This is a genomic window from Croceibacterium segetis (assembly GCF_011320115.1).
In the GTDB taxonomy this organism is placed as follows: Bacteria; Pseudomonadota; Alphaproteobacteria; order Sphingomonadales; family Sphingomonadaceae; genus Croceibacterium_B; species Croceibacterium_B segetis.
This window is the reverse complement of sequence record NZ_JAANOZ010000012.1, coordinates 86,657-92,887: the sequence shown is the minus strand read 5'-3', so window position 1 is coordinate 92,887 and position 6,231 is coordinate 86,657. Positions and strand designations below refer to the sequence as shown.

General features: G+C 57.3%; 8 protein-coding genes. 5 read left to right on the top strand and 3 right to left on the bottom strand.

All coding sequences use genetic code 11. From position 1 onward, the window contains the following. The 3 genes from G7B69_RS13335 to G7B69_RS13325 form a co-directional block, all read left to right on the top strand. Positions 1-646 (top strand): YcxB family protein (locus tag G7B69_RS13335; RefSeq protein WP_207786021.1); only part of this gene is annotated, 646 nt, incomplete at its 5' end. Positions 647-763: 117 nt separating this feature from the next. Continuing rightward, positions 764-955, top strand: coding sequence for a hypothetical protein (locus G7B69_RS13330; RefSeq protein ID WP_166180076.1), 192 nt, complete (start codon positions 764-766; stop codon positions 953-955). Further along, positions 952-1,287, top strand: coding sequence for a hypothetical protein (locus G7B69_RS13325; protein WP_166180074.1), 336 nt, complete (start codon positions 952-954; stop codon positions 1,285-1,287). The genes G7B69_RS13330 and G7B69_RS13325 overlap by 4 nt, the downstream gene beginning before the upstream one ends. Positions 1,288-1,656: 369 nt before the next feature. On the opposite strand, the gene G7B69_RS13320 is transcribed toward G7B69_RS13325, so the two are convergent. Next, positions 1,657-2,205: a recombinase family protein gene (locus G7B69_RS13320; protein ID WP_166180072.1), complete on the bottom strand. Its 549-nt coding sequence runs from the start codon at positions 2,203-2,205 to the stop codon at positions 1,657-1,659. Positions 2,206-2,414: 209 nt separating this feature from the next. Between G7B69_RS13320 and G7B69_RS13315 the strand changes: the two genes are divergently transcribed. Both G7B69_RS13315 and G7B69_RS13310 read left to right on the top strand, forming a co-directional pair. Continuing rightward, positions 2,415-3,368 (top strand): hypothetical protein, encoded by a 954-nt coding sequence (locus tag G7B69_RS13315; protein ID WP_166180070.1) that lies wholly within the window; start codon positions 2,415-2,417, stop codon positions 3,366-3,368. Positions 3,369-3,387: 19 nt separating this feature from the next. Next, positions 3,388-4,161, top strand: a complete 774-nt coding sequence (locus G7B69_RS13310; RefSeq protein ID WP_166180068.1) for a hypothetical protein — start codon at positions 3,388-3,390, stop codon at positions 4,159-4,161. Positions 4,162-4,258: 97 nt separating this feature from the next. Here the strand turns inward: G7B69_RS13310 and G7B69_RS13305 are convergent, their stop codons facing one another. Together G7B69_RS13305 and G7B69_RS13300 are read right to left on the bottom strand one after the other, a co-directional pair. Next, complete coding sequence (locus G7B69_RS13305) at positions 4,259-5,272, bottom strand: PIN domain-containing protein (protein ID WP_166180066.1); 1,014 nt, start codon at positions 5,270-5,272, stop codon at positions 4,259-4,261. 321 nt (positions 5,273-5,593) lie between these two features. Beyond that, entirely contained in the window at positions 5,594-6,184 is a 591-nt protein-coding gene (locus G7B69_RS13300) for a hypothetical protein (RefSeq protein ID WP_166180064.1), read from the bottom strand. Positions 6,185-6,231: the final 47 nt, after the last annotated feature.

The following is a 6,231-nucleotide window of genomic DNA, read 5'->3' as shown; positions in this document are numbered from 1 at the left end:
ATCTCCAAACCTCGCAACCCTCGTGACGCTGAACATTATGTTGTGCCCACGAATGGCAGCTAACCCCACTGCGGTCATCCCGCCGGGAAAAGCGGACCTTCAAAGCGGCCCGTCTGCACACGACCCATTGCGGACATTGTTTGCAAGCCTGATTTGCGGCAAGACAACGGGCATGAGCATTACCATCAACTATGCCTCAACCCGTGGCGAAGTTCTGCGGTGGTATGGTCAAATGTGGCGCCAACGTCTCTGGAAGACGCACTTATCGATGTTCGCAGCATTTGCGATTTCAGCATCGTTGATGCTGTTTGGCGGGTTTCCAGGAACGCTGGCGGGACTGATCGAAGTCGTTGCAATTGGACTGGTGCCAGTTGTGGGGTTCGCACTGTTCCCTGTGCTAATGTTCAAGCCCCAGCCGCGGACGCTGATCGTGGGTGACGATGGGATCAAAACCTCAATTGGTCAGCGCGAAGGAACAGTCGCGTGGGGTGAGATTAGCTCTATCAAAAGCGATGGAGACGCGCTGATCATCCAAAGAAAGAATCTCAATTCCTTCATTGTCCCGGCGCGCGCCTTTGAGACGAAAGATGCGAGAATGGAGTTCTGCAATTTCGTCGAGACAAGAGTTTCCCCGAAGGGCAGCTAACCCCATAACGGACTAGCCGCACACGACCCATTGCAGACATTGGCGGGCGATCTACAAACGCAGGATGATAGTCCGACTAATTGGGCTGGTGAAGGCAACGCCAGAAAAGGTGCAACGATGACCGTGGCCGCGATCGCGATGGCCCTGTGCCTCGCCGCTTTCATCGCTTTCAGCCTCTGGATTGGCAAGGTGTATTCGAACGTCGGTGCGTTTCGCCGGGACGACAATCCCGTCGGGTTTTGGTTCGCGATCACTGCGTGCGCCGCGACGATGGCGATCCTTTTTGTAGTTGCTAGCGTGACGACGTGAACGTTCTTCGCCTCAGCTATCATCCTGAAGACGAACGACATGGCGAGTTGTCGGCAAGCGTTGAGACAGGCGAGTTTCGCGGAGTTGGTTCGGCTTGGTTCAAGATTGAACAACTTCGCGAGTTCCTGCGGCTCATTACTGCTTACCCGCTTTCTGAGGGTCAGGAGCCGAACCTAGAGGGCGGGTTCTACGACGAGACGGGTGCGAGGCTGGAGCAGCGCCATCTGAGCATTCGGCTCGCAGCGCATGACCCGCTGGGATCAGTGCGCGTGACCGTTTGTGTAGCCACTCAGGCTTCGCGTGACGAGGAACGTGACCTACGCAATCCCTGACTGCCCGCTTCCTTGTCAACTATGGCGAAGTTGAGCCCTTCCGAGCTGCCTTCGCGGCACTGCTGGACGGGCAATCAGGCGAAGCAACTCTTGAAGGGGTCCTTTAAGCGCAAAAGGGGCACTGACGAATGTCCGCTTTCCACCCATCTCGGTCATTCATCTTCGGAAGTCAGTCCCCCAAAAGCGGACCGTCCCGTTTCCACGATCAGCCGACCAGCCGGCATACGACCCCGATCCGAGATTCAGCGGAATGATATATGCAAGGAGACTGAGTTTCTGGGGTCGGCGAATCGGCACGACCCGGGTCGACTGATCGATCATTTCCTAAGACTTCCAAGATCTGGCCATATACGGCGACGCAGCCGTATCCTAGTTCCCCGCATTCAGAGCGCGATAAACGCTCGCACGCGCGATACCGAGCTTCTTTGCGATCTCGGTCCCGCCCAGCCCCTGGTTACGCAGAGCGCGCACCTGCGCGGCATCTACCGTCGGTTTGCGTCCCTTGTAGACACCTGCTGCTTTCGCGCGCTCGATACCTTCTCGCTGACGCTCTCGACGAATATCGGCCTCGAACTCGGCGATGGATGCGAGCACGCCGAGGAGCAGCTTTGCGGTCGATGTGGTCGTGTCGATCGACGACTGTTGAAGACACTGGAAGGCGACCCCTTTCTCGGTCAACTGGCGAACGATCCTGTGAAGGTCCGCGGCCGATCGGGCTAGGCGATCAAGGCGGGTTACGACGAGGGTGTCACCCTTACGAACGAACGACAGCGCATTATTGAGTTCCGTGCGGCCGGTGGTGCTCGTGCCAGTCCGCTTCTCCGCGAAGATCTCTTCGCACTCAGCGTCTTTGAGCGCTTCGAGCTGCACGTCCAGAGATTGCCCTGACGAGCTCACCCGCGCGTAACCGACCAGCATCAAATGACCCCTGTCTCGATAGGTTCTAGACCATCGAGCAATGCTGTCCCAGAAATGCGGAGTCAATTCTAATGAGACAGCCTGACGATGGGAAACTGTCTCGCTCTGATGCCTGGCTGGGGTATAGGTTTCGAGACGGGATCGCCGGATTGTAGCGGGTCCCATGGGAATGCGTGGCCGCATGGGCGCAATGGTGCGCATAGTGGCCAATGGCGTTAGTTTTCGCGCGTGCGCGTGTCTGCAACCTCGACTGTCACCCATTCGACCAGAGCCTTGGCGCGCAGGCCATATCCGGCCATATATTGCCGATGAACGCAGTGGAGCGCGAGACGGTAATACTCAGGTCCGCTTGGGACATGATCGACGACATGGTCAATTGGGCCATGTTCTGCAAATCCGACCGCGCAGAGCTAGTTAATCTTTTGTTCGAAACTAGCTACCATGCAAGGCTGTTTGTCATCCTACTCGGCGACTTTCTCTCCCAAGTCGGCTCGTTCAATCGTCAGCCTATCCCGCTCAACTTACTTCCAGTTCCAGGCGACGCCCGTCCCTCCGACAAAACGTTCTTGTTCCACCTCCGGGGCGTGTGTGCCAATCCTCAGCTTGGCAACGACACCGCCGCGCTCAGCGATGCCGTTGAACGCTTTGCCGAATGGCTTGAGGGTGAGTTTGTGACAGTCGGAGTCAACCTGCATTCCATCGATGTTATCGCTGACATAACGGTTCAGCGGATGCAGTATCTCAAGATGTGCGGCGACATTGCTAAGCACAGCTTGGGGAGGTTGGAGGGGAACGCAAAGCGGCTCCGTGATTTACTCGAAGCTGCCGGGCGCCCCATTGACGAGGCGAGTAGCTATCTCGCCCTTGGAGTGTTTTTCGAATGGTTCTTTGATGACATTTTCATCTACCATTCGAGTCAGATTGCCGAGTTCCTGAACAATATACGGTGGGCGATTTACGACTACCTGGGGCCGGAGTTTGCAAGATCCTATCATGTCGACGAACGGGCAACTCCCACCTTCCCGCTCTATGGTTTTCACGTCCCCGAAACCATCAAAGAGCCGCTTGCTGTGGCGATGTATTGGGACGTTATGAACCAATCGCTGCACCGGCCTTATTTCCAGCGCTTCACGATCCCCGATTGGGCTAAGCAGCGATATTAGCGCGGGGATTGGAGGGTTAATGGCTCTTGAGTTTCTAAATGCCGCGCACCCGAGCGAGGTGCTCAAGGACGTCATCATTCCACTGGTGGCGGGCTTTGGCGGTGCGGTCGCGGGTGCGCTTGCGAGCTACATTCCATCACGCATGCTGGCAAACAGGGCATCAGAGGAAGTTCTCAGGCGCGACGCTGAGGCTCGCCGCAACCAAGAGATACATGCGGCGCGTCAGGTATTCGTGAAGCTGTCCATTCTCGCCAACACTCTTTGCGGATACCACAAGCAGATAACGGAAATGGTGGATGGCGCTGACCGTGATGGGAGGAGTCACCTGGCCCTCCATGAAAAGCTCTCGGCCTTTCCAGCGATCGAGAGAGAACGGCCGGTAGAGTTCACCGCCGAAGAGCTATCGATCTACATCGCCGCGAAGGAAGTCGATTATGCCGATGATCTTATTCTGCTCGCTCGATGCTTTGCCGCCGACCTTTCCCATCTCGTTGCGTTCGCTAAGCTGAAAATCGAGCTTCACGATCTCATCTCGAGCTTAGGAACGACAACAATCGACGAGGCGGGTTTCAGCAAGACCCTGATGAAGCTCCCCGCCCATTTCGCCAACCAGATCATGGTGAAGCGCGAAAGCCTAGATCGGTTCGCCACAGGCATGTGCCAGCTCATTGCGGAGCACGCGCATTTCGCGCGAGACGTTGCAAACAGGTTCGCTCCCGTTACCGAAGCCTACGTCGGTAAGGGCACAGTGCCGAAGTTCGCGGAGAAGCCTTCCCCTACCCGCTCAGCCTAGATCGAGTCGATTTCCCATTGCAAGGGGGTCATGGAGTCTAAGTGCTGTGGAAAGTGGAGCGGAGTCCGCGCGCGACGCTCCGGGGAGTGGCGAAAAGCTAGAACGGAATGTCATCGTCGTCATTGACCGCTTCGGGCGGCTCTTCTGGCGGCGGGAACGCAGCATCTAGCTCCATATCCATCGCAAAATCGGTCTTGTCGTGGAACTTGGCCATAAGTGGTCTGTAAAACTCGTTCACGTCGGTGTCGGTGCCGATCCAATTTATTTGATTGTTCGCAATACCTGCGTCGAAAATCGCCTTCGCTTCCTCCCAAGTGATCGCATCGACATAGCCTTTTAAGACGGCGATGGCGCTATGTGTGTCACTGAATGAGCCGCTGTAAATCAGCTTGTCGATGGCAACCTGCTTTTCGATGTCGAGCGCAAGCTTGATGTTCGGAAATGTAGCGTTGAGGAACGGTCGCAGCTCTGCGTGCAGCGTGATCTCGCTGCCTTTCTTTTGCTTCCATTCTGAAGCTAGAAATTGGTGTATCGAGGTTGGGTCGAGCGCAGATTTGTAGTCGCCGTCCTTGGATACGATGTGCAGGTCCGCACCATCCGGCACCGCTTTGAGCAATGTTTCCCAGTTGATCTGATCGCCGACCGAGTCCCTCTTTCCCGGAGGATTGCCGCGCAGCCGGCGCCGATTGGCTCCTATCAACAGTGCCTCTTCGGCTTTGACTATGCCGGCCGCTTCGATAATCGTTGCGAATGCACTATCCGCTGGCAGCAGGCGTTGAGCTGCATCGCTCTTCGCCTTTGTCGCGAGGGCATCGCGAGCCTTTTGAAGCTCTTTAAGTGCATCCCGAAATGCCTCGGCTTCGGGGTAATCGTGCATAAAGCGGGGCACTGACTTGGAGCCCCCGCCGCCCATGAACAAATCTAGCGACTGCGCCAACTTGGACTCTCGGTTCCTGTAGAACTCGTCCATTACTTGCTCGGGAATGTAGAGCTTCAGCTTGTTCGCTTTGATGAGGCCAGCGACCTTCTTCAGCTCTTCGAGGTCATCGGTCGTGAAAGCATAGAACGTCAGGAATGTTGACGTGTCTATAAAAAGATGAGTGGCCGCCATGGTTTAGGCGATGAAGTGGTAGGACTCCGCTGTCAATCTCAGCCTGCGGCATTCGCTTCAATCAGCGCGGGGCCATATCCATCCATGGGGTGCCACGTTGCCGCACGCGCTCTCTATACGGCGCCCCAGCCGTATCCTCGGCGCCCGTGCTGCATCGCCGGCCGATTGGACGCCGGGCGACAAACGCAAGGGTAGCAGACGCCGGGACAGCGGCAGATAGGCGGGACTGCGATAGAGGTTCGCTGGCGGCTCTATGACTTCTCAATTCCGTGACGAGTGCGCTCGGCCGGATGCTAGCCCGACCGAGCACCTGCGCCTTCCCTACCGATTGACGCTCGGCTCCCAGTCTGGAGGCAGTATGCGCCGGACACCATAGTTGTCGAACCGACCAACGCCGCTGATCTCGGCCTCGAGGTCATCACGCAGAGTGGCGAACTCGCCGACCAGTTCCCATCGCGAGCGCCGATCGATGAAGAACCGCTCCGGCAGGCTGCCGTAAGCATCGATGTGCCAGGCGCAATAGAGCGTCGAGGCTTCCTCGAAGCTGGTCGCAAACACCTTGGCATCGTCACCGGGTTCGGCGGTCACCTGATAGTAGCCCACGCGGACCTCCGGCACCGCCAGCGCCCCCAGCTGCTCATCTTGTGGTTGGCCGACTATCCAGGCACCCTTGCTGCCTTGCCAGTAGCCCACGCCAGTCTCGCCGAGAGTGGCTGCTTCAAACAGAAGCGGCCGCGCCTCGAGCCGGTCCTCGCCGTAGGGGAAGATCATTAGCGGGAGGCCGCTCTGGTCGGGATGATGGCTGCGGACCCAGTCGCGATAAATCTGCTCGGCGTCGTCGAGATCTCGGGCGAAGATGGTGACGGGGATCTCGTCCCAAGTGCGGGTGAATTCGAAAGCTCTGATTGTCATTGGTAACCTCGTCGTTGTTGTTGACGAGGTGACCATGCAGAGCCGGT

Excerpts from the sequence above, each read along its gene's own strand:
- G7B69_RS13330 (WP_166180076.1), top strand. The coding sequence starts at position 764 with ATGACCGTGGCCGCGATCGCGATGGCCCTGTGCCTCGCCGCTTTCATC.
- G7B69_RS13320 (WP_166180072.1), bottom strand. The coding sequence starts at position 2,205 with ATGCTGGTCGGTTACGCGCGGGTGAGCTCGTCAGGGCAATCTCTGGAC.
- G7B69_RS13315 (WP_166180070.1), top strand. The coding sequence starts at position 2,415 with ATGGCGTTAGTTTTCGCGCGTGCGCGTGTCTGCAACCTCGACTGTCAC.
- G7B69_RS13310 (WP_166180068.1), top strand. The coding sequence starts at position 3,388 with ATGGCTCTTGAGTTTCTAAATGCCGCGCACCCGAGCGAGGTGCTCAAG.
- G7B69_RS13305 (WP_166180066.1), bottom strand. The coding sequence starts at position 5,272 with ATGGCGGCCACTCATCTTTTTATAGACACGTCAACATTCCTGACGTTC.
- G7B69_RS13300 (WP_166180064.1), bottom strand. The coding sequence starts at position 6,184 with ATGACAATCAGAGCTTTCGAATTCACCCGCACTTGGGACGAGATCCCC.